At 49.2% G+C, this 2,018-nt stretch carries 2 tRNA genes and 1 rRNA gene; all 3 read right to left on the bottom strand.

From position 1 onward, the window contains the following. Window positions 1–40: 40 nt before the first annotated feature. The 3 genes from KTJ10_RS17930 to KTJ10_RS17940 all read right to left on the bottom strand — a co-directional run bounded on the left by KTJ10_RS17930 (window position 41) and on the right by KTJ10_RS17940 (window position 1,845). A tRNA-Ala gene (locus KTJ10_RS17930) sits at window positions 41–116 on the bottom strand. Window positions 117–171: 55 nt separating this feature from the next. Further along, window positions 172–248: transfer RNA gene (locus KTJ10_RS17935), tRNA-Ile, on the bottom strand. Window positions 249–307: 59 nt separating this feature from the next. Beyond that, a 16S ribosomal RNA gene (locus tag KTJ10_RS17940) occupies window positions 308–1,845 on the bottom strand. Between the last annotated feature and the right edge of the window lie 173 nt (window positions 1,846–2,018).

The following is a 2,018-nucleotide window of genomic DNA, read 5'->3' on the forward strand; positions in this document are numbered from 1 at the left end:
CTATTTACTAATTTCTGTAATCCGAACTTCTCTTAAGTTCTGGTGGAGACTAGGAGAGTCGAACTCCTGACCTCCTGCGTGCAAAGCAGGCGCTCTACCAACTAAGCTAAGTCCCCAGCTTACATCATCAGTCATGTATCTTTTATCTATAACTTCAACCAGTCAAAGTCATGGTGGGTCTGACAAGACTTGAACTTGTGACCCCACGCTTATCAAGCGTGTGCTCTAACCAACTGAGCTACAGACCCTCAGATACATCTATGAAGAACAACTTGTTGTGGATTCTTACCAATCGTCAATCTTTCGTTAAGGAGGTGATCCAGCCGCAGGTTCCCCTACGGCTACCTTGTTACGACTTCACCCCAGTCATCGGCCACACCGTGGTAACCGCCCTCTTTGCAGTTAGGCTAGCTACTTCTGGTGCAACAAACTCCCATGGTGTGACGGGCGGTGTGTACAAGGCCCGGGAACGTATTCACCGCGGCATTCTGATCCGCGATTACTAGCGATTCCGACTTCATGGAGTCGAGTTGCAGACTCCAATCCGGACTACGATCGGCTTTTTGAGATTAGCATCCTATCGCTAGGTAGCAACCCTTTGTACCGACCATTGTAGCACGTGTGTAGCCCTGGCCGTAAGGGCCATGATGACTTGACGTCGTCCCCGCCTTCCTCCAGTTTGTCACTGGCAGTATCCTTAAAGTTCCCGACATTACTCGCTGGCAAATAAGGAAAAGGGTTGCGCTCGTTGCGGGACTTAACCCAACATCTCACGACACGAGCTGACGACAGCCATGCAGCACCTGTATGTAAGTTCCCGAAGGCACCAATCCATCTCTGGAAAGTTCTTACTATGTCAAGGCCAGGTAAGGTTCTTCGCGTTGCATCGAATTAAACCACATGCTCCACCGCTTGTGCGGGCCCCCGTCAATTCATTTGAGTTTTAGTCTTGCGACCGTACTCCCCAGGCGGTCTACTTATCGCGTTAGCTGCGCCACTAAAGCCTCAAAGGCCCCAACGGCTAGTAGACATCGTTTACGGCATGGACTACCAGGGTATCTAATCCTGTTTGCTCCCCATGCTTTCGCACCTCAGCGTCAGTGTTAGGCCAGATGGCTGCCTTCGCCATCGGTATTCCTCCAGATCTCTACGCATTTCACCGCTACACCTGGAATTCTACCATCCTCTCCCACACTCTAGCTAACCAGTATCGAATGCAATTCCCAAGTTAAGCTCGGGGATTTCACATTTGACTTAATTAGCCGCCTACGCGCGCTTTACGCCCAGTAAATCCGATTAACGCTTGCACCCTCTGTATTACCGCGGCTGCTGGCACAGAGTTAGCCGGTGCTTATTCTGCGAGTAACGTCCACTATCTCTAGGTATTATCTAAAGTAGCCTCCTCCTCGCTTAAAGTGCTTTACAACCATAAGGCCTTCTTCACACACGCGGCATGGCTGGATCAGGCTTGCGCCCATTGTCCAATATTCCCCACTGCTGCCTCCCGTAGGAGTCTGGGCCGTGTCTCAGTCCCAGTGTGGCGGATCATCCTCTCAGACCCGCTACAGATCGTCGCCTTGGTAGGCCTTTACCCCACCAACTAGCTAATCCGACTTAGGCTCATCTATTAGCGCAAGGTCCGAAGATCCCCTGCTTTCTCCCGTAGGACGTATGCGGTATTAGCATTCCTTTCGAAATGTTGTCCCCCACTAATAGGCAGATTCCTAAGCATTACTCACCCGTCCGCCGCTAAGATCAGTAGCAAGCTACCTCTCTCCGCTCGACTTGCATGTGTTAAGCCTGCCGCCAGCGTTCAATCTGAGCCATGATCAAACTCTTCAGTTAAAATCATTTTGCACCTTATTATAGACAAGGTGCCAATTCTGGCTCATCAATTACTGACTTAAATTTCGCTCAAATAAACTTCGAGTAATTTAAACCAATCAATCAATGAAAATTATTTCGATTAATCAATCAGTAAAAATCCACACAAGTTGTTCTTCAATTCTCTTAATGAT

The organism is Acinetobacter sp. WU_MDCI_Abxc222 (genome assembly GCF_025514755.1).
In the GTDB taxonomy this organism is placed as follows: Bacteria; Pseudomonadota; Gammaproteobacteria; order Pseudomonadales; family Moraxellaceae; genus Acinetobacter; species Acinetobacter geminorum.